The sequence below is a fragment of the Morganella sp. HMSC11D09 genome, assembly GCF_001807955.1.
Taxonomy (GTDB): domain Bacteria; phylum Pseudomonadota; class Gammaproteobacteria; order Enterobacterales; family Enterobacteriaceae; genus Morganella; species Morganella morganii.
On the sequence record NZ_KV791692.1, the window covers coordinates 1 to 19,471 of the forward strand.

Annotated in this window: 17 protein-coding genes; 9 read left to right on the top strand and 8 right to left on the bottom strand. The window is 51.9% G+C overall.

The genetic code is table 11. The features are described 5' to 3' along the window. Positions 1-24: 24 nt before the first annotated feature. Both HMPREF3119_RS19155 and HMPREF3119_RS10030 read left to right on the top strand, forming a co-directional pair. Positions 25-333, top strand: coding sequence for a hypothetical protein (locus tag HMPREF3119_RS19155; RefSeq protein ID WP_139144844.1), 309 nt, complete (start codon positions 25-27; stop codon positions 331-333). Next, the gene (locus HMPREF3119_RS10030; RefSeq protein WP_070579588.1) at positions 237-1,283 is read left to right on the top strand and encodes a site-specific integrase; all 1,047 of its coding nucleotides are present in this window, start codon (positions 237-239) and stop codon (positions 1,281-1,283) included. Before HMPREF3119_RS19155 ends, HMPREF3119_RS10030 begins: the two co-directional genes overlap by 97 nt. Before the next feature lie 133 nt (positions 1,284-1,416). On the opposite strand, the gene queA is transcribed toward HMPREF3119_RS10030, so the two are convergent. Then, a complete protein-coding gene (gene queA, locus HMPREF3119_RS10035; RefSeq protein WP_004236420.1) occupies positions 1,417-2,493 on the bottom strand; it encodes a tRNA preQ1(34) S-adenosylmethionine ribosyltransferase-isomerase QueA in 1,077 nt (358 codons plus the stop codon). Positions 2,494-2,603: 110 nt separating this feature from the next. On the opposite strand from queA, the gene HMPREF3119_RS10040 reads away from it, so the two are divergent. Both HMPREF3119_RS10040 and HMPREF3119_RS10045 read left to right on the top strand, forming a co-directional pair. Continuing rightward, positions 2,604-3,191: an acyl carrier protein phosphodiesterase gene (locus HMPREF3119_RS10040; RefSeq protein WP_004236418.1), complete on the top strand. Its 588-nt coding sequence runs from the start codon at positions 2,604-2,606 to the stop codon at positions 3,189-3,191. Between the two features lie 204 nt (positions 3,192-3,395). Next, a complete protein-coding gene (locus HMPREF3119_RS10045) occupies positions 3,396-3,998 on the top strand; it encodes a peroxiredoxin C (protein WP_004240420.1) in 603 nt (200 codons plus the stop codon). Between the two features lie 112 nt (positions 3,999-4,110). On the opposite strand, the gene brnQ is transcribed toward HMPREF3119_RS10045, so the two are convergent. From brnQ to phoB, 3 genes are all read right to left on the bottom strand, one after another. Continuing rightward, the gene (brnQ, locus tag HMPREF3119_RS10050; protein WP_036421104.1) at positions 4,111-5,442 is read right to left on the bottom strand and encodes a branched-chain amino acid transport system II carrier protein; all 1,332 of its coding nucleotides are present in this window, start codon (positions 5,440-5,442) and stop codon (positions 4,111-4,113) included. A gap of 394 nt (positions 5,443-5,836) precedes the next feature. After that, the gene (gene phoR, locus HMPREF3119_RS10055) at positions 5,837-7,132 is read right to left on the bottom strand and encodes a phosphate regulon sensor histidine kinase PhoR (RefSeq protein ID WP_070579591.1); all 1,296 of its coding nucleotides are present in this window, start codon (positions 7,130-7,132) and stop codon (positions 5,837-5,839) included. A gap of 30 nt (positions 7,133-7,162) precedes the next feature. Next, entirely contained in the window at positions 7,163-7,852 is a 690-nt protein-coding gene (phoB, locus tag HMPREF3119_RS10060) for a phosphate regulon transcriptional regulator PhoB (protein WP_004236414.1), read from the bottom strand. Between the two features lie 277 nt (positions 7,853-8,129). On the opposite strand from phoB, the gene sbcD reads away from it, so the two are divergent. From sbcD to HMPREF3119_RS10075, 3 genes are all read left to right on the top strand, one after another. Beyond that, complete coding sequence (gene sbcD / locus HMPREF3119_RS10065; protein WP_070579594.1) at positions 8,130-9,422, top strand: exonuclease subunit SbcD; 1,293 nt, start codon at positions 8,130-8,132, stop codon at positions 9,420-9,422. Continuing rightward, positions 9,419-13,105, top strand: a complete 3,687-nt coding sequence (locus HMPREF3119_RS10070) for an AAA family ATPase (protein ID WP_070579597.1) — start codon at positions 9,419-9,421, stop codon at positions 13,103-13,105. The genes sbcD and HMPREF3119_RS10070 overlap by 4 nt, the downstream gene beginning before the upstream one ends. 195 nt (positions 13,106-13,300) lie before the next feature. Further along, a complete protein-coding gene (locus HMPREF3119_RS10075) occupies positions 13,301-13,903 on the top strand; it encodes a nitroreductase family protein (protein WP_004236410.1) in 603 nt (200 codons plus the stop codon). A gap of 136 nt (positions 13,904-14,039) precedes the next feature. Here HMPREF3119_RS10075 and mak read toward each other — a convergent pair whose 3' ends face one another. Further along, on the bottom strand, positions 14,040-14,948 hold the full coding sequence (gene mak / locus HMPREF3119_RS10080; protein ID WP_004236409.1) for a fructokinase: 909 nt from the start codon (positions 14,946-14,948) through the stop codon (positions 14,040-14,042). A 179-nt stretch (positions 14,949-15,127) separates the two neighbouring features. Between mak and rdgC the strand changes: the two genes are divergently transcribed. After that, positions 15,128-16,036 carry a recombination-associated protein RdgC gene (rdgC, locus tag HMPREF3119_RS10085; protein ID WP_004240426.1) on the top strand — a complete coding sequence of 303 codons (909 nt, stop codon included), beginning with the start codon at positions 15,128-15,130 and terminating at the stop codon, positions 16,034-16,036. Positions 16,037-16,086: 50 nt separating this feature from the next. Here rdgC and HMPREF3119_RS10090 read toward each other — a convergent pair whose 3' ends face one another. Then, the gene (locus HMPREF3119_RS10090; protein WP_004236407.1) at positions 16,087-16,791 is read right to left on the bottom strand and encodes a DAPG hydrolase family protein; all 705 of its coding nucleotides are present in this window, start codon (positions 16,789-16,791) and stop codon (positions 16,087-16,089) included. An 87-nt stretch (positions 16,792-16,878) separates the two neighbouring features. On the opposite strand from HMPREF3119_RS10090, the gene HMPREF3119_RS10095 reads away from it, so the two are divergent. Beyond that, positions 16,879-17,508, top strand: coding sequence for a TetR/AcrR family transcriptional regulator (locus HMPREF3119_RS10095; protein WP_070579599.1), 630 nt, complete (start codon positions 16,879-16,881; stop codon positions 17,506-17,508). Between the two features lie 35 nt (positions 17,509-17,543). Here HMPREF3119_RS10095 and yedF read toward each other — a convergent pair whose 3' ends face one another. Both yedF and yedE read right to left on the bottom strand, forming a co-directional pair. Beyond that, positions 17,544-17,789, bottom strand: coding sequence for a sulfurtransferase-like selenium metabolism protein YedF (yedF, locus tag HMPREF3119_RS10100; RefSeq protein WP_004236405.1), 246 nt, complete (start codon positions 17,787-17,789; stop codon positions 17,544-17,546). 10 nt (positions 17,790-17,799) lie between these two features. Further along, a complete protein-coding gene (gene yedE / locus HMPREF3119_RS10105; RefSeq protein ID WP_004236404.1) occupies positions 17,800-19,011 on the bottom strand; it encodes a selenium metabolism membrane protein YedE/FdhT in 1,212 nt (403 codons plus the stop codon). Positions 19,012-19,471 lie beyond the last annotated feature (460 nt).

Here is a 19,471-nt window from a genome sequence, read left to right on the forward strand (position 1 = left end):
GTACGTTACAGAAGGAGATGAAGGATGGATGACGGCCTGATGACAATAAAGGATTACGCGAAAAAACTCAGGCTGTCTGAGGCGACCATTTACCGTAATCCGGAGAAATACCACATGTTCCGGGTCGGTGGTTCATGGAGAGCCAGCGATCAGAGTCTGAAAAAGTTTGAAGAAGACCGCCTTAACAACAATAATGTTTACCGGCTGGCCGTGATAAGCGGCGGGAGAAAAGGAAAATGCCTGTCTACAAAAGGGGTAAAACATACTGGGTCGATGTGTCCGCCCCAGACGGAACGAGAATTAGAAAAACTACTGGCACCGCTGACAAGGTAAAGGCTCAGGAATATCACGATAAGCTTAAGCATGACCTTTGGCAGATGGACAAGCTGAATAAGCAGCCAGAACGATACTTTGAGGAAGTGGTTATTCTGGCGCTCAGGGATGCAGAAGGGCAGTCGTGCTATGTGAATAAACAGATTTATGCCCGTTACTTTTTGGGATTGTTCCGTGGCCGGAAACTGTCGTCAATTCGCTCCGAAGAGATAATGAACTCACTGCCGGATTATAACCCGAAAACCAAACGCCGGTTATCAGGGTCAACAAAAAACCGGTATCTGGCATTCATCATGCGCGGCATTTCACTGGCTCAGAAAATGGGATGGCCGGTTGGTCATGTCCATACAGAAAGATCACGCGAACCAAAGGTAAGAGTCCGGTGGCTGGAACGACATCAGGCCATAGCGCTGATAAACAGCCTGGCGAATGACTGGATGCGAAACGTTGTCTCATTTGCGCTGCTAACCGGCGCACGGAAAACGGAAATATTATCGCTGGAATGGAAGCATGTTGATTTGTCGCGCAGAGTGGCAATCATAACGGCATCGAAAGCAAAATCCGGCAGGGGCAGAGCTATACCGCTAAATGACGATGCAGTGAGCATACTGAGCAATATACCGCATGAAGGTGAGTATGTGTTCGGCGAGGATGGTAAACAGCGCAACGACATTTACAGGCACGATTTCAGACGCGCCATGAATTTGTCAGGTATCGATGATTTCCGTTTTCATGACCTGCGGCACACCTGGGCAAGTTGGCACGTTCAGAACGGAACCCCATTAATGGTACTGAAAGAAATGGGAGGATGGGAGAAGTTGGAAATGGTTAATAAATACGCCCACCTTAGTGGTGAACATTTAGCCAAATACAGCAACGTTGTCACATTTTTGGCACAGAAAGGAAATCAGGCCGGAAAGGAATGTCACCTATCACTTCTAACCGGCTGATTTAAAACGATTAAAAACACTGTCATTTTTTCATATCAGACTTTGCTATCAGAAAAACAGTCTGATGATGTTTAATTAGCGGCAGTCAGTCAGCAGTCGCTGAAATCTGCCGGATCAATAATTCTGTAGTATATCAGTCGTCGTGACCAACTTTTTCAAATTTCGCCTGCGGGTTGCGGGTAATAAACATCGCATCCCCGTAGCTGAAGAAACGGTAACGTTCACGCACCGCCGCTTCATACGCCTGCATGGTGTGCTGATAACCGGCAAAGGCGGAAACCAGCATAATCAGCGTGGATTCCGGCAGATGGAAATTGGTGATCAGCGCATCCACCACCTGATACTCATATCCCGGATAAATAAAGATTTGGGTATCATCAAAGAATGGCGCTATCAGTGCATCCTGTGCCGCTTTCGCCGCACTTTCCAGGGAGCGCACGGATGTTGTGCCGACCGCAATCACTTTATTACCCCGCGCTTTACACGCCAGCACGGCATCAACCACATTCTGCGGCACTTCCGCATATTCGGAGTGCATGATGTGATCTTCGATGTTATCCACACGCACCGGCTGGAAAGTACCCGCCCCGACATGCAGGGTGACAAAGGCCATTTCCACGCCTTTTTCGCGCAGTGCCGCCAGCAGCGGCTCATCAAAGTGCAGCCCGGCAGTCGGTGCGGCCACCGCGCCGGGGCGGTCATTATACACGGTCTGGTATAACTCGCGATCCGACTCTTCATCAGGGCGGTCAATATAAGGTGGCAGCGGCATATGACCAATCTGATTCAGAATGGTCAGCACATCGCGCTCATCATCAAAACGGATTTCAAACAGCGCATCGTGACGCGCCACCATTGTGGCTTTCACGCTCTCATCTTCGCCCAGCAGCAGCTCCGCACCCTCTTTCGGTGCTTTCGATGCGCGGACATGCGCCAGTACACGGTGCTCATCCAGCATCCGCTCCACCAGCACTTCAATCTTTCCGCCGGAGGCTTTGCGGCCGAACATTCTGGCGGGGATCACGCGGGTATCATTAAATACCAGCAGATCACCGGGATTGAGTTTATTCAGCACTTCGGTGAAGATACCGTGGTTCAGTTCACCACTGATACCATCAAGCGATAACAGACGACACTTGCTCCGCTCCGCCTGCGGGTAGCGGGCAATCAGTTCGTCCGGCAGTTCAAAAGTAAAATCGGCAACACGCATGAGATTCTCGGTTTCATCTCAAAAAGAAAAACAGGCGCAATAGTCTAGTGCCCCGGTAAGCAGGGCGCAAGAAATAACCCGCCGACGGCGGAATAAAAGGCTGCGGTATTATGAATTTTCTCGCACATCTCCACCTTGCCTCACTGGCAAACAGCAGTTTTCTCGGCAATCTGATGGCCGATTTTGTCCGCGGCACACCGGAAGAACAGTACAGCGCACCGGTCGCGGCGGGGATCCGGCTGCACCGGCGTATTGATACCCTGACCGATTCACACCCGCTGGTGCGGGAAGCCCGTCAGCTGTTCCGCCCGGAATACCGCCGCTACGCGCCGATCACGCTGGATGTGGTCTGGGATCATTTTCTTTCCCTGCACTGGTCTCAGTTTGAACCGAAAACGTCGCTGACCGATTTCACACAACACGTCCGCACAGTGATTGAGCCACAACTGGCATTTACACCGGTGAAATTTCAGGAGCTGAATGAATTTATGTGGCCGCAGCGCTGGTTAATCCGTTATCAGGAGATCCCCTATATCGGACAGGTGTTGGCGGGGATGGCAAAACGACGTCCGAAACTTGCCGCGCTCAGGGAGACAAATCAGGATTTTACCGATAATTATCAGTCTCTTGAAAAGATATTCTTCCGCTTCTATCCGCAGATGATGGACAGTGTGACAAAGCCGTTTACAGGTCAGTAACGGTTTTTACGTTCATTCACACAATTAGCACTTGAACTTTACTCAAATAACTCTATCTTATTCGGGTAGCAGATAGAATAATGAACTATTGATAGGTAAAACCTATTATATTAATCGGTATTATGATCTTTAATACCATCCCCGGATTCTTTATTCTGTCTGTTGTTTATTGCCATACTCTATATAATCTTACAGGAGTAAATTATGGTTCTGGTAACCCGTCAAGCCCCCGATTTTACAGCTGCAGCCGTTATGGGTAACGGTGAAATTGTTGATAACTTCAATCTGAAAAAACACCTGAACGGCCGTCCGGCTGTTATCTTCTTCTGGCCGATGGACTTCACTTTCGTCTGCCCTTCTGAGCTGATCGCATTCGATCACCGCTATGAAGAATTCAAAAAACGCGGTGTGGAAGTGATTGGTGTGTCTATGGACTCTGAGTTTGTTCATAACGCATGGCGTAACACTGCTATCGACGATGGCGGTATCGGTCCGGTTCAGTATCCGATGATTGCGGATATCAAACATGACATCATGCGAGCTTACGGTGTTGAGTTTCCGGAAGCCGGTGTTGCTCTGCGCGGTTCTTTCCTGGTGGACAAAAACGGTGTTGTCCGTCATCAGGTCGTCAACGACCTGCCGCTGGGCCGTAACGTAGACGAAATGCTGCGTATGGTTGACGCACTGCAATTCCACGAAGAGCACGGCGATGTATGCCCTGCACAGTGGGAAAAAGGTCAGGAAGGTATGAATGCATCTCCGAAAGGCGTTGCTGACTTCCTGAAAAAGAACTCCGGCAAACTGTAAGTTCCGGCAGTTAAGAGATACAAAAACCAGCCTGCGGGCTGGTTTTTTTGTGCCTGAATAACGGGCAAAAAAATACCCCGCACATGACAGGGTATTTTTATAATCCGGACTATCAGGCGTGTTTGTGATTCACTTCCGGCTCAGCGCCCATCAGGCGATCAACCACAATGGAAACCACCAGCACCGCCAGTGACGGCGCAAGCCACGCCAGGTCATATTTAAAGAACGGCAGCGACTCAATCCATGACGGCATATAAGGGCCGAACATTTTAGTGGCTTTCAGAGCACCCATCGTCCCGAGGATCAGGCTGACCAGCATTGCCGGCGCAACCACCCGTCCCGGTTTTTTCCAGAAACGCAGTGTGAAACTCAGCAGGATCAGCACAATACACGGCGGATAAATGGATACCAGCACCGGAATGGAGAATGCAATCAACTTGCTCAGCCCCAGGTTGGAGATCACCATGGAGAACGCACCGAGGATCCACACCAGAGTACGGTAAGAAATCGGCAGATAACGGCTGAAGAATTCCGCACAGGCGCAGGTCAGGCCGATCGCCGTTACCATACAGGCCACAAAAATCAGTACCGCCAGGAAGAAGCTGCCGTAGTTACCGAAAGTATACTGGACATACTCATGCAGAATTTCCGCACCATCGGCAGGGTTCGGGATAATCGACCCGCTGTTTTCCCCTAATTTGAACAGTGCCAGATAGACCAGAGTCAGCAGCACACCGGCAATCAGCCCGGCCCACATGGTATAGCGGGTCAGCAGTGAGGAGTTTTCCACTCCGCGCGAACGGGCGGCATTAACAATGACAATCCCGAAGACCATTGCGCCGAGGGTATCCATGGTCAGATAACCATTAATAAACCCGTTGGAGAACGCCATTTCTTTATACTCCGGCGTTGCCATAATGGCATCACCGGCCGGCCACATGACCGCAGCCACCCCGAGGATAGCCAGAGCCAGCATTTTAACCGGTGCCAGCACATGGCCGACGCTGTCCAGCAATTTACCCGGATACAGAGAAATACCGATCACACAGGCAAAATAGATTACGCTGTAAATCAGCAGGGAAATATCAGATTCTCCGCCTGCCAGCGGCGCAATCCCGATTTTATAAGAAACGGTGGCTGTACGCGGCGTGGCAAACAACGGCCCGACGGACAGATAGGCCACAACAGCCAGCAGCAGCCCGGCGTATTTACCGACTGGTGTACTGAGTGCCTCAATACCGCCACCGACTTTTGCAAGTGCGATCACTGTCAGAACCGGTAAACCAACGCCGGTGATCAGGAACCCGGCTGCCGCCGTCCAGACCATTTCGCCGGCCTGAAGGCCGACCATTGGCGGAAATATAATATTTCCCGCCCCGACAAACAGCGCGAAGGTCATAAAACCTAAGGCTAAAATATCTCGTGAAGTTAAACGATGCGCCATATTATTTTTGTCTGTTACTGTTAATTTAATGTGAAATATTCAATAAAAATATCGGAAATAAAAATCCAACTCCCTGATCTGTCACCGGCGCTATCTCCTGCTGTTTTAACATTCTATTAGCACTACGTTATTCATATTAAGTTAATAACTATAGTGATTATATTTAAAAAACAGTGATATTTGCCAATAACTCACTACAAGTAAAACTTTTATAGCGCAGAAAGGCAATAGTCAAAGCAAAAACCAGAACTATATACCGAAGTCTATTTCCAAAGCAGCGATTGCTGTTATGTAAGCTTCAATAAACACTATATGATTTGTTTATATTTTAATCAGACATTTTAAATCTGCTGAAATTAGCAGCGATTAAATAAAGAAAGCGGCAAAAGCCGCTTTAATGAGAAGACTTAGCGATAAGCCGCGCAGAAATGGTAAAACTGAACTCCGTTCCCTGCCCGGGTTTGCTGGTAATATCCAGATGGGTGTGGTGATGCTGTAAAGCGTGCTTCACTATCGCCAGCCCCAGACCGGAGCCGCCGGTCTGCCGCGAACGGGATTTATCCACGCGGTAAAAACGTTCAGTCAGGCGGGACAGATGTTCCGCCGGAATGCCCGGACCGTTATCTTTCACACTGAACACCGCGTTACCGTTACGCAGCGCCCAGCTGACCTCAATCCGTGTATTTTCCGGAGTATGATTTACCGCGTTATACACCAGGTTCGACATGGCGCTGCGCAGCTCTTCCTCATCCCCGAAAATCTTCAGTTTGTCATCCACCGCAAAGCGGATGTCATGGTTACCCCGGCTGAGCGTCACGGCTTCCTGCTGAAGCATTATCAGCATCCCCGGCACATCCACAACCTGATCCAGCCCGCTTTTGACAGCCACTTCAATTTTTGAGAGCTGCAAAAGCTGTTTAACCATGCCGTCCATACGGCGGGTCTGCTCCTGCATGGTCAGAATCGCTTTTTTATTCATCGGATTATCAAAATCCTGATCCGCGAGCATCTCCAGATAGCCCTGCAAAACCGTCAGCGGCGTGCGCAGTTCGTGACTGACATTGGCAAAGAAATCACGCCGCGAGTTTTCAAGACGGCGTTTTTCCGTCACATCGCGGGCAACCATCAGCAACTGCCCTTCTGAATACGGCATGATGCGCAATTCCATCATGCTGCCGTTATTCAGTTCCAGCGTCAGCGGCAGGGTATAGTCACCTGCAGTCAGATAACGGCTGAAATCCGGGTAACGCAGAAGGTTAAAGATGTGCTGCCCGTTATCATCCGGCCAGCGGAAACCGAGAAGGTGCTGGGCATGTTTGTTACACCAGAAAATATTGCCGTCTTCTGTCATCATCACCACCGCATCCGGCAGGGATTCTGCCCCGCTGCGAAAGCGTTTGATCAGGGTGGCGAGTTCACGGCGGCGCTTGCGGTTACGCTGCTGAAGCTGGTAGATACCGTAAAAAATCGGCTCCCAGCTGCTGCGGCCGGGCGGTGGCAGCATACTGCGATCCAGCCACAGCCAGTCGGACAATTTCAGTAAGTTATAGCTGTGCCAGACGGCAGCGGCAAACAGGGCACCGGCAAGAAACCAGCCGGTATAGCCGAAAAAAAGTGACAAAAAGAGTGCCGGCAGGCAGAAAACCAGTAATTCCAGTACAATTTTTTTCCACGAAAGACGCTCAAGCACGCGCGATCCTCTTGCGGTTTAACATTATTATCAGTAACGGACAGAGAAGCGGTAACCCGTTCCCCGGACTGTCTGTATCATTTTATCGTGTCCGTCCGCTTCCAGCGCCTTGCGCAGGCGGCGGATATGCACATCCACCGTGCGGTCCTCAACATAGACATTTTCCCCCCAGACATAGTTCAGCAGCTGTTCACGGCTGTAAACCCGCTCCGGATGAGTCATAAAGAAGTGCAGCAGTTTGAATTCGGTTGGTCCCATTTCCAGCGGATTCTCATTACTGGTTACGCGGTGGGATGCCGGGTCGAGTGTCAGGCCGTTCATGGCGATAAGGTCATCCGCCGCCATCGGGGAGATGCGCCGCAGAATCGCTTTAACACGGGCCACTAACTCTTTCGGTGAGAAGGGTTTGGTCAGATAATCATCCGCGCCGGTTTCCAGACCTTTGACACGGTCTTCCTCTTCACCGCGCGCTGTCAGCATCATCACCGGGATTTCCCGCAACTGACTGTCCCGTTTCATATGTTTGATAACCTGAATACCAGAACCGCCCGGGATCATCCAGTCCAGCAGGACAAGATCAGGGAAAGGCTCCACCAGCCGGGCAATGGCCGCATCATAATCATCCGCCTCGATAGGCTGATAGCCATTCTGCTCCAGTACAAAACAGACCATTTCACGGATAGGTGCTTCATCTTCAACGACTAAAATTCGTCTTGCCATGGCGTTCCCTGTTTACCGTTAATTTCATTTCATCAGACAGTGCCGCGATTATGCGTCACTTTTGTGACAGATTTATGAATATCAGCCGATACCTCAGCCTGCACCGCAAAGATAATGTCATTAAACTGACATACTACACACAAAATGCGTGTCAGATCGTAAAACACTGGATATTCATCCAATATTTATTTTTACCGCCTGATTTCCGTTATACTCTGTTTTCAGTAAACCGCCTAACGCAATGCGCATTCAGTTCGCCCGGCAGGAATAACCATATATGAAAATCATTCACACATCAGACTGGCATCTCGGACAATATTTTTACACTAAAAACCGGTTACAGGAACATCTGCAGTTTTCAGACTGGCTGATAAACCTGATAAAAGAACAGCAGGCGGATGCCTTGATTGTCGCCGGAGATGTGTTTGATACCGCCTCCCCGCCGAGTTACGCCCGTGAGCTGTATAACCGTTTTGTTGCACAACTGCAACAGACCGGCTGTCATCTGATTGTGCTTGCCGGTAACCATGATGCCGTTGCCACGCTGAATGAATCCCGTGAACTGATGGCCTGCCTGAATGCGGATGTGATTGCCCGGCCGGATCCGGCGCGGGATCTGATCGTACTTTATAATAAGCAGAACCAACCCGGTGCGATTGTCTGTGCTGTGCCGTTTCTGCGGCCGCGCGATATTCTGGAAAGTCAGGCCGGACAATCCGAAGCAGAGAAACAACTGGCACTGCTGACCGCGATACAGACACATTATCAGTCCCTTTATGACAGAGCGGTGGCAAAACGGACTGAGTTGGATACAGATGTCCCAATCATTATGACCGGCCACCTGACAACAGTGGGTGCCAAAACATCGGAATCTGTCCGTGATATTTATATCGGCACACTGGATGCCTTTCCCGCCGGTGCTTTCCCGCCGGCGGATTACATTGCCCTCGGGCATATTCACCGCGCACAGTCCATCGGTGACAGCGGCACCATCCGTTACAGCGGTTCCCCCGTCCCGCTCAGTTTTGATGAATCCGGACAGGAAAAAAGTGTCTTCCTGCTCACCCTGGATAGCAACAGCATTACGGCGATTGATGCGGTACCGGTTCCCTGTTTTCAGCCGATGGTCTGCCTGAAAGGCGATCTGGATACCATCAGTCAGGCGTTTGAACAGTTTCCGCCCCGTGATGAACACACACAGCCGGTCTGGCTGGACATCGAAGTTGCCGGGCGGGATTACCTGCCGGACATTCAGAAACGCATTCAGGCACTGACAGAGCCGCTGGCCGCAGAAGTGATCCTACTGCGGCGCGAGCGCAGACAGATAACCGCAGACAACAGCGAAGCTCTGCGCGAAACCCTGAATGAGCTGACTCCGGATGATGTTTTTGCCCGGCGTCTGGCACTCAGTGATACCGAAGAAGAGGATATTCCGCGTCTCACCACCCTTTTCCGCCGCGTTTGTGAGCAGGTTCGTGACCAGGCAGAGAGTGACAGCAGTGAAATCAGTACCGGTATCAGCGGAAAAAACAATACCCGCACAGACAGCCGGAAAGGAAAAAGTGAATGAAGATCCTGACATTACGGTTTAAAAATATCAATTCACTGCAGGGCGAATGGAAGATTGATTTTACGGCAGAACCCTTTGCCGGAAACGGGTTGTTTGCCATCACCGGCCCGACCGGCGCCGGGAAAACGACTTTACTCGATGCTATCTGTCTCGCGCTCTACCATGAAACCCCGCGCGTAAAAACATCCGCATCCCAGAATGATGTGATGACCCGCCATACTGCGGAATGTCTGGCCGAAGTGGAATTTTCCGTCAAAGGAAAAGCATACCGCGCGTTCTGGAGCCAGCGGCGCGCCAGAGATAAAGCCGACGGTAATCTTCAGCCGCCGAAGGCCGAACTGGCTGAGTGCGCCACCGGAAAAATCCTCTCTGACAAACTGACGCAGGTCAGGGAGAGCATTATTGAGATCACCGGGCTGGATTTTGCCCGTTTTACCCGTTCCGTTCTGTTATCACAGGGAAATTTCGCCGCTTTTCTGAATGCTGATGATAATGAACGGGCAGATTTGCTGGAAGAACTGACCGGTACGGAAATTTACCGTCTGATTTCCCGTCAGGTTTATGAAGACTACAAAGCCGCGCAACAGGCGTTGTCTCTGCTGGAAGCGCAGACTGGTGCTATCCGGCTGATGACAGATGATGAACGGCTTACGTGTCAGGCTGAACTGACCACACTGCAGACGGATGAGCAGGCTCAGCTTATCCGCCAGACACAGTTACAGGCCGCACTGCAATGGTGGCAGCACCGCGACACACTGAATACAGAAACAGAACAGCGGCAACAGCAGCATGCCGCTGTTATGCAGCAGATACAGGATGCCCGGCCGCAGCTTGACCGGCTTGCCCGCGCCAAACCGGCGGAAAAACTGCGTCCGGCCAAGGAGGCGGTGCAGAACAGTGCCGTCTTAAGTGCACAGCTGACCACCCGTATGCAGGAACTGGCACAAACAACAGAGAGCACCACCCGCTCGCTGCAGCCACTGAGCAGTCAGTGTGAGGAACAACAACAGTTACTCACCGGGCTGAAACAGCAACATCAGCAACTGGAAACACTGGCAGAGAACGAAATCAGGCCGCTGGATAACCGGCTGCAGTTGCTGAACAGTCAGTCTGATGCACTGAAACAGCAATATCAGGCACAGTTGCAGGAACAGCAGGCACTGCAAAACCAGTCAGCACAACTTCAGCAACAGCTGGCGCAAACCCGTGACAGTTATGCGCTCAGCACACAGTTCAGACAGGAAAATGCGCAGAAAGCAGAGCTTCCGTCTGCCATTGTTCAGTGGCGGCATGAGTTGCACACCCGGCAGGAATACCGGACTCAGATTTCCGCACTGACAGAACAGCAGCAGGTGGGGGAAGTTCAGCAACAGTCACTGACCGCAGCACACACAGAAATGACAAATAAACTGGCTGCCCGCAATCAGTCTGTTCTGCCGCTGAAAACAGAGCTGACGGCCTTACAAACCACATTGCAGCAGGCCCGGCAGACTGAACCGGACCAGCAGTTAACCACGCAACTGCAACAGACCGGTGAAAAACGCGGATTACTGCAAAAACTGGCATCACTGGCACCGGAAATCGCCCTGCTGACCCGTAACCGGGAAAACCTTCTGCAACAACAGCATGCCTCTCAGGAAGAGATTAAAACGCTGACAGAATGGATTGCACAACAAGAACCGGTTCTGGCCGACCAGCAGACACATCTGCATGACCTGACAGCCCGTTACCGGCTGGAGCAAACCATTGTCCGGCTGGAGGCAGAACGTCAGCGTTTACAGGCCGGAGAACCCTGTCCGTTGTGCGGCAGTACCGATCACCCGGCTGTCGCTGACTATCAGCAGGTAGTACCGGATGAAACCGCACAGCGCCTGGAAGCACTGACACACACTGCCAGAGAGGCCGAGAAAACACTGGCAGCGAAGCAATCTCAGCTAGCGTTTACCCGCACACAACACGAAAAACTGAGCAGTACACTGCAGGAAACCGGAGAGATCCTCGCGGCCCATACCGCACAGTGGCAGAAAATCTGTCTTGAGGGCGAATTTGACTCCCTGACAGATTCCCCGGCATCGCTGAATGACATCACTCAGCATTATGACGGGCTGTATCAGCAGCAACAGCAGGCTCAGGAAGCCCGCCGTGCCCTGGAAACTCAGGTATTAACACTGCAAAACCGGTTACAGGCGGAAGAGGCTGAGTGTGAACGGCTGTCACAGGCATTACAGCACAACACTCAGGAACAGCAGTTTCTGTCACAGCAGCAGACGGAACGGGCCGCCCGTCTGACGCAGCTTTATCAGCAGCAACAGACGCTGGAAACCTCACTGACACAAACAGTGACCGCCTTTGGTTACACCATTCCCTCACCGGCAGAAACCGCTGAGTGGCTGGCGCAGCGTCAGCAGGAAAGTGATCAGTTCGCCGCAAATGAACAGCAGATACAGCAAAGTGCACAGCAACTCGCGGAACTGACCGCACAGCAGCAAAATCTGGAGGCTCAGCAGGCAAAACTGACCACACAACTGGCAGAACAGTCCACCGCACTGGCTGCACTGCAACAACAGCACAACGCCGTCACGGAACAACGGCAGGCACTGTTCGGTGATAAAAATATCAGCACGGAATTACAGAAACTGCTTTATCAGCAGCAGGAAACGGAAAACCGCCTGAAAACCCTGATACAGCAGCGCGACAGCCTGCAACAAAACCTCGCAGGGCTCCGGGGGGAAGAAAAGCGGCTGCAACAGCAGATTCTGGATGCACAGGAGCAGCACCACCACAATCAGCAGGTTTTTCAGCAGCAACTGGCAGAAAGCCCGTTTGCCGGTGAGGCTGATTTCCTCGCCGCCCTGCTCAGTGAAGAGGAACACCAACAGTTACAGGCGCTGGAAACAGCGCTTAACCAGGCACAACTGAAAGCCGCCACCAGTCTCGGGGATGCCAGAACCGCGCTGGAGCAGCACCTGTCCGCCCAACCGGAGCCGTTCCGCGAACAGTCCCGGCAACAGCTGACAGAATCACATACCGCCGCCGCACAGCAACTGCGGGAACTGAGCAGCCGTCAGGGGGAATTGCGCGGGCGGCTGACGGCGGATGACAATCTGCGGGTACAGCAGCGCGATTTACTGGATAAAATCACCCGGCATCAGCAGGACGTCACCGACCGCAGCCGCCTCAACATGCTGATAGGCTCTGCCGATGGTGCCAAATTCAGCCGCTTTGCTCAGGGACTGACGCTGGATTATCTGATCCACCTGGCGAACCGGCGGCTGGAGAAACTGCATGGCCGCTATGTGTTGCAGCGCAAAACGGCAGACAGCCTGGAGCTGCAAATCACCGATACCTGGCAGGCAGACACTCAGCGTGATACCAAAACCCTCTCCGGCGGGGAAACGTTCCTGGTCAGTCTGGCGCTCGCACTGGCCTTATCTGATCTTGTCAGTCATAAGACACAGATTGAATCCCTGTTCCTCGATGAAGGCTTCGGCACGCTGGATCAGGAAACTCTCGATATCGCGCTGGATGCGCTCGATAACCTGAATGCCACCGGGAAAACCATCGGCGTTATCAGCCATATTGAAGCTATGAAAGAACGTATTGCAGTGCAGATCTCTGTCAGAAAAATGAACGGACTCGGGATCAGTAAATTATCGCCGGAATATCGTGTTACAACGGCGTGATATTTTCACGCTGTCAGCACACAATGATTAATTCAATGATATTTATTGGAAATTTTTCTGTCGGCCGAATTTTTTGAAACATAAGGTTAAATATTTTCGGTATGTTTTTTGATTCATTGCTTATATGCTGTTCATCATGAACTGAAGAGAGCGCGGAAACCGGTTTTTCCGACAAAAAATTTAACGGAGAGTAACATGTCTAATTCATTTATCGAGTTAATTAAAAAACGCAGAACAATTTACAGCCTTGGTAATAATCTGCCTGTTTCTCAGGATCGTATCGCCGCGCTCATCAAAGAAGCTGTGAAACACAGCCCGACTGCGTTTAACTCACAATCATCCCGCGTCGTGGTGCTGTTTGGTGAGAACCACAAAAAACTGTGGAATATCGTGAAAGATGCACTGCGCGCCATTGTCCCGGCAGACGCGTTTGCTGCGACCGAAGGTAAAATTGATAATGCCTTCCTGTCCGGTGCCGGTACTGTGCTGTTCTTTGAAGACCAGTCCGTTGTCAAAGGCTTACAGGAACAATTCGCACTGTATGCGGATAACTTCCCGATCTGGTCTGAACAGGCCAGCGGTATCGCACAGTTTGCTGTCTGGACTGCACTGTCCGAAGAGAATATCGGTGCCTCCCTGCAGCACTACAACCCGGTGATTGATGAGCAGGTCAGCAAAGCCTGGAATATCCCGGCTGACTGGAAACTGCGCGCACAGTTAGTGTTCGGTTCCATTGAACAGGAAGCCGGCGAAAAAGCCTTTATGGATGATGAAAGCCGCTTCAGAATCTTCAACTAATCTTCCGGACTCAGCCGCGTATTAAACGCAGCTGTTCCCGGACGCATCAGGCGCTTTACCTGTCACAAAGCGCCGTTATTACCTTCTGTTATCGTGTTAAAATATGCCTTGCCCGCCTTGTGCGGGCTTTTTTTTATCAGGCTTTCGGCCACAGCCACGCCGCACCACGGACACCACTGGAGTCACCGTGCACCGCTTTGCGGATCGGCGTATCGCACTCACCACCGAAAACACGGGAGCGCATCAGCGCCGGTACCGTCTGATACAAGCGATCGACGTTACTCATCCCGCCGCCCAGCACAATCACATCCGGGTCCAGCATATTCACGACCTGGCCGAGCGCTTTTGCCAGCCGCTGCTCATAATTCACCATCACCTGTTCAGCCGGTAAGTCGCCCTGTGACAAACGACGGATGATCTCCGCACCTTTGCAGACCTCACCGGTCAGCGCGGTATAATCAGCCATAAAACCGGTGCCGGAGATAAACAGTTCGGTACAACCCTGTTTGCCGCAATAGCAATCCGCCATTCCTTTAAACAGCCGGTCGGCTTCATCCTGCCACGGCAGCGGGTTATGTCCCCACTCCCCGGCCACACCGTTACCACCGCTGTGAACCTGTCCGTTCAGGGCAATCCCCGCACCGCAGCCGGTACCGATAATCACCGCGAAAACGACCGGAAACCCTGCGCCTGCACCATCAACCGCTTCGGAGACCGCCAAACAGTTTGCATCATTTGCCACCCGCACTTCCCGTTGCAGTAATGCACTGAGATCCGCATCAAACGGCTGACCGTTCAGCCAGACCGAATTAGCATTTTTTACCCGTCCGGTGACCGGCGACAGTGTTCCCGGGATCCCTACTCCGACAGTACCGGTCTCTCCGGTGGCGGTTTCTGCATCGTGAACCAGCCCGGCAATCGCCTGTAATGTTTGCTGATAGTCAAAACGCGGCGTATCCGTTCGTTTACGGAATAATTCCTGCCCCTCATTACTGAGTGCGATCACTTCAATTTTGGTGCCGCCCAAATCAATACCGATCCGCATACTGTCCCCTTCTGCTGTGGATTTACGCTCTGTCTTTCATACCTCTGATAATGCAGGGCAGCGGCCTGACAATCAAGTTTCCGCGCGAAGGCATTAGAGCAACGCGGCAAGATCCGTTATCATAGCGGGATGCAATTCTCACCGCGCAATGACCGCGCATCATAAAACAGGACTGTCCGATGTGGTTTAAAAATATACTCGTTTACCGCCTTAGCTCGCCGTTTCCGCTGTCTGCCGATGAGCTGGAAAAACAGCTGGAACACATGGCATTCACGCCGTGCGGCAGTCAGGATATGATGAAAACCGGCTGGGTTTCGCCGATGGGCTCCCGGGGTGATGCACTGACTCACGCTGCCGGTAAACAGATCCTTATCTGTGCTAAAAAAGAAGAAAAAATGCTGCCATCGCCGGTAATTAAACAGGAATTGCAGGCGAAAATTGAAAAGCTGGAACATGAGCAGCATCGCAAACTGAAGAAAACGGAAAAAGATTCCCTGAAAGATGAAGTGGTTCATGCTCTGCTGCCGCGTGCCTTCAGCCGTTTCAGCCAGACCGCCATCTGGATTGATGCGGAACGCGGCCTGATTATCGTCGATGCGGCCAGTGCCAAACGGGCGGAAGATAACCTTGCCCTGTTGCGTAAAACACTCGGCTCTCTGCCGGTGATCCCGCTGACCACCAAAGACCCGATTGAACTGACGCTGACCGAATGGGTGCGCTCCGGTGATTTACCAACCGGTTTTGCCCTGATGGATGAAGCTGAACTGAAAGCCATTCTGGAAGACGGCGGCGTGATCCGCTGTAAGAAACAGGATCTGGTATCAGACGAAATCGCCACCTGCATTGAAGCCGGAAAATGTGTCACCAAACTGGCACTGGACTGGGAAGAGCGGATTCAGTTCCTGATGTCTGATGACGGTTCCTTTAAACGCCTGAAATACAGTGATGATTTAAAAGACAAAAATGAAGATATCGACCGCGAGGATTTTGCTCAGCGGTTTGATGCTGATTTTGTCCTGATGACCGGCGAACTGAGTGCGCTGATCAGCAATACCATTGCCGCCCTCGGCGGTGAAGCGGAACACTGAAAATAAGATCTGCGGGAAGCCCGGTAACAGGCTCCCGCTGATATCCGCTGTTATGCCCACGGCAGCGGGGCTTTTTCATCATTACCGTGCTCGCCGTAATAGAGCGACGGCAGAAAACGGGACAAGTAAGTAAACTCGTTATAGCAGTGCTTCATCAGCCCGAAACCAATCTCATCCGGCAGTTCCGTCAGCGGATCCGCCAGTGACGCCCCGAGTAAAAACCGGCTGCGCAGCACACATCCGAACTCTGTATCATAGGTTATATGCAGCATTTTTCCGTCGATCGGGTAACCGAGCGTATCGGTTTTCACATCATCCCCGAACCCGATATGGGCGCAAACAGCACCGGAAATCTGATGCGTCTGCCGCGCGGCGGCCAGTTTATCCGCATCAAAGAAATCCTGTGCATCGTTGAATTTCAGTGTCGCGCCGACCGGCGGGATCGGCCCGAGAGACTCAACCGCACGGATTGTCGCCCCGATATAACTCTCCCCTTTTTTCCAGACCGAATCCCAGCCGTGATGTGCCACATGATCATGTGGGTGCCACCAGCGGATATGCTGCGTGGTTTCAAAAAACGTGAACCACCACTCCAGCATCCGCCCTTTACAACCGTGCAGGTCGGTTCTGACAGATACTGTCAGCAGCCCTTCTTCGCTGCGTTCCAGACCCATTTCCATCCGCAGTGGTTCAGGAGATAATAACTGGTTAATATCATCCGGTGCCCGGGGTAAGTTTTGTTTTTTCGCTGACATGACGTATACCCCATAATTAAGAAACGATTTTCGTTTCATAATTAATATTGTCCTGTAACGGGTATTTGTCAATTGAGGATCGCACGTATGGCTAATAATGAAGCTGCCACAGAACCCCGCGGACGTGGCCGTCCGGTTGTTCCGGAAGAAGAACTGATTGCAAAAATCCGCGAGGCATCACTTAGTCTGTTGTTATCACAGGGATATTCCGCAATGACGATGGATGCGGTGGCAAAACAGGCGGGTGTCTCCAAAAAGACGCTGTACCGGTTCGCTGATAACCGTGAAGATCTGGCGGAGCAGATAGTGCGCGGCTGGACGGATTCCTTTGTGCCGCTGTTTATGCAGGATGCAAAGACTAAAGATGAATTTTATCAGCTGCTTGAAAACAATCTGACCATCATGAGCCACAAGGTGCTCAGTGCTGAGGCGGCGGGATTATTTTGTCTGCTGAGCAGTGAATTTCCCGGCCGGGAGTTATTGCTGACCCGCTATCAGGCCTGCGGTATTGAGCGCGGACGTGCACTGCTGGCGGAATGGCTGTCCCGGCATCAGGCGTTTCTGCCGCTGCCGGATGCAGCACAAACCAGTGATTTGCTGTTATCGATGGTAATGGCAGAGCCGCTGCGCCAGATTGCCCTGAAACTGGCACCACCGGCACCGGGTTACCCGGTACAGGCGCGGATCCGTGCTGCGGTGGCATTACTGAAACGCTGACGGGCACCGGCAGATAACCGGCGCCCGGAACTGCATTATTTCTGTATCAGATAGCGGATCGTCGGCCCGTCCTGCTGGATGGATAACACGGTGTAGCCGTGGTTTTTGGCATCCAGCGGGATATTGTTGATGGATTGCGGGCAGTCACTCACCACTTCCAGGATCTCTCCGGGTTTCAGTGACGGCATGGCTTCAAGAGTCGCCACTGCCGGATACGGGCACGGCTCACCGACCATATCCAGCCGGTAATCCGGCACAATTGCAGTATTTTCGGTATTCATGGTGTGCTCCTTAATGTGCGGCAGCGGCGACAGTGTCAGCCTGGTTTTTCCGGCGGAAGAAACGTTTCTCCCACATCAGTAACAGGATAAAGGCAAAGGCGAGTAATCCGTAAGTAACCAGCAGACCACCAGCCGGGCCGAAGGTATCCAGCAGGTTGACTTTGTCGTAGTCAGTCGCCAGCCACGGTGCCACGGAATCCCAGTAATAAGCCAGGATCGTCGCGCCGATAATATTGCCCAGACCGACCCACCAGAAATGCACCTGACCTTCCACGGCACGGTACATCCAGCCGGTTTCACAACCACCCGCCAGCACAATACCGAAGCCGAACAGCAACCCGCCGATCACGGCGTTAGGGCCTGCCCAGAAGATTTTCGGCTCTGCGCCCAGTTGCACATAGCTGTAGATGCCGATGGCACTGACCGCCATACCGAGGATAATCGCTTTCGCCATCTGGGTACGCCCGGTGATCCAGACATCACGGAACGCGGAGGTAAAACAGATTTGCGCCCGTTCAATCAGCAGACCAAACCCGATGCCAAACAGCATTGCCATGCCGAGTTTCGGGGATTTAAACAGCGTGAACAGAGACCAGGTGACACACAGCAGGAAGATCAGCATACCAAGACGAAAACGGCGTTTCGCCCGCTGCAAATCCTGTGTCAGCGGTGAGGCTTTGCTGACTTTTTGCAGTTTGACCGGAATGCGGAACATCGGCAGCAGCGTAAATTTTGCGCCGAAGTAAGAGCCTGCGGCGGTTGCCAGTGCAAAGAACCAGGCATGGAGGGAGAATTGCGGGATACCGGTAAAGAAGGCTGCCAGGTTACACCCCATTGCAAGACGTGCCCCGAAACCGGCGATAATGCCGCCGATAACGGCCTGCCAGATACGGATTTTGTGTTGCGGAAGGCGGATTTTGACGTTGTTAGCCCATAAGGCTGCGGCGATACAACCGGCAAACATACCGATAATCATCATGCCGTCGATACGATCCAGGGGCGAGCCCTGCAAACCGATCACCTTAAAATACCCCCAGTTTTCCGGATGAGCGCCGAACAGTTGCAGAATGTGTCCGCCCCAGCGCGTAAACTCTCCGGTGACCGCCCAGAATGTGCCTGTTAATCCGAAGTAGTATGCGGATAAGATGCCGGCGGCGATCACTGCGGGCAACGGCTGCCAGAACCTGACAAGATACGTTGATTTAAATGTAGACCAGTTCATTTTTTTACCAAAAAAATCCCGACAGCGTCGGGAATCGATGTCGGAGTACGTGTGTACCAGTAGGATCTTTATATGTGATCCACCGGAGAATCATACTCCTGTATAAGATAATTCGCTTATTAATATTTTTAAAAATACTGGCATGTCCTCGGCGCTTTATGCTTTCTTTTTTTTACCGGTCAGGTCTTCTGAATACTCACTGTGTGCCGAAAAGAATAAAACATCAAACCATCTTCTTTCAGATTCGGGCAGCGGGATAACCGGCAAAGCGGAAAGACGCTGACACATCCTTGTTCGCTCGGATCGCGCCATCCCTGGCGCTTGACGCTTTCCTTTTTTTGCCGGTTAACCCCTCATGTACTTCAACTCTGTTAAAAACAGAAAACAGAAAACAGAAAACAGAAAAATCAATCTGCTAAATCATCCGGTTTGTGGCAAGGCGGCGAAGTGAGGATATCCC

Coding starts and splice junctions, on each gene's coding strand:
- HMPREF3119_RS19155 (WP_139144844.1), top strand. CDS start 25: ATGGATGACGGCCTGATGACAATAAAGGATTACGCGAAAAAACTCAGG.
- HMPREF3119_RS10030 (WP_070579588.1), top strand. CDS start 237: ATGCCTGTCTACAAAAGGGGTAAAACATACTGGGTCGATGTGTCCGCC.
- queA (WP_004236420.1), bottom strand. CDS start 2,493: ATGCGTGTTGCCGATTTTACTTTTGAACTGCCGGACGAACTGATTGCC.
- HMPREF3119_RS10040 (WP_004236418.1), top strand. CDS start 2,604: ATGAATTTTCTCGCACATCTCCACCTTGCCTCACTGGCAAACAGCAGT.
- HMPREF3119_RS10045 (WP_004240420.1), top strand. CDS start 3,396: ATGGTTCTGGTAACCCGTCAAGCCCCCGATTTTACAGCTGCAGCCGTT.
- brnQ (WP_036421104.1), bottom strand. CDS start 5,442: ATGGCGCATCGTTTAACTTCACGAGATATTTTAGCCTTAGGTTTTATG.
- phoB (WP_004236414.1), bottom strand. CDS start 7,852: ATGGCAAGACGAATTTTAGTCGTTGAAGATGAAGCACCTATCCGTGAA.
- sbcD (WP_070579594.1), top strand. CDS start 8,130: ATGAAAATCATTCACACATCAGACTGGCATCTCGGACAATATTTTTAC.
- HMPREF3119_RS10070 (WP_070579597.1), top strand. CDS start 9,419: ATGAAGATCCTGACATTACGGTTTAAAAATATCAATTCACTGCAGGGC.
- HMPREF3119_RS10075 (WP_004236410.1), top strand. CDS start 13,301: ATGTCTAATTCATTTATCGAGTTAATTAAAAAACGCAGAACAATTTAC.
- mak (WP_004236409.1), bottom strand. CDS start 14,948: ATGCGGATCGGTATTGATTTGGGCGGCACCAAAATTGAAGTGATCGCA.
- rdgC (WP_004240426.1), top strand. CDS start 15,128: ATGTGGTTTAAAAATATACTCGTTTACCGCCTTAGCTCGCCGTTTCCG.
- HMPREF3119_RS10090 (WP_004236407.1), bottom strand. CDS start 16,791: ATGTCAGCGAAAAAACAAAACTTACCCCGGGCACCGGATGATATTAAC.
- HMPREF3119_RS10095 (WP_070579599.1), top strand. CDS start 16,879: ATGGCTAATAATGAAGCTGCCACAGAACCCCGCGGACGTGGCCGTCCG.
- yedF (WP_004236405.1), bottom strand. CDS start 17,789: ATGAATACCGAAAATACTGCAATTGTGCCGGATTACCGGCTGGATATG.
- yedE (WP_004236404.1), bottom strand. CDS start 19,011: ATGAACTGGTCTACATTTAAATCAACGTATCTTGTCAGGTTCTGGCAG.